This window comes from Marinobacter iranensis, assembly GCF_029207565.1.
GTDB classification, from domain to species: Bacteria; Pseudomonadota; Gammaproteobacteria; order Pseudomonadales; family Oleiphilaceae; genus Marinobacter; species Marinobacter iranensis.
The window spans coordinates 1-248 of record NZ_JANCMW010000346.1; the positions used below are offsets into that span (position 1 = coordinate 1).

Sequence of the window (248 nt, forward strand, 5' to 3'; positions counted from 1 at the left end):
GGGTGAGGAAGGCATCCTTGCCGCGATCGACATAACTGCCGGGCGCACGGATATAGTCGCGCACTTCGAACAGCACGTTCCGGAGCGCGGCATAGGCGGCCGGCCGGCTGCCGCCCGCGGCACGCGCGCCGCTCTCGCCCCATTCCATGAACTGGAAGGCGCGCGGCTTGCTCACCGCGTCCATGTCCGCCCCCAGATCGATGATCGCGCCCTGGCCCGCGAAGATCGAGCCGGAATTGTCGGGCGCG

Annotated in this window: 1 protein-coding gene; it reads right to left on the bottom strand. The window is 69.4% G+C overall.

Features of this window, described 5'->3' with window-relative positions; genetic code table 11:
• Positions 1-248, bottom strand: a 248-nt coding sequence (locus tag NLU14_RS22645; protein WP_275710847.1) for a hypothetical protein, incomplete at both ends; no start/stop codon positions are given.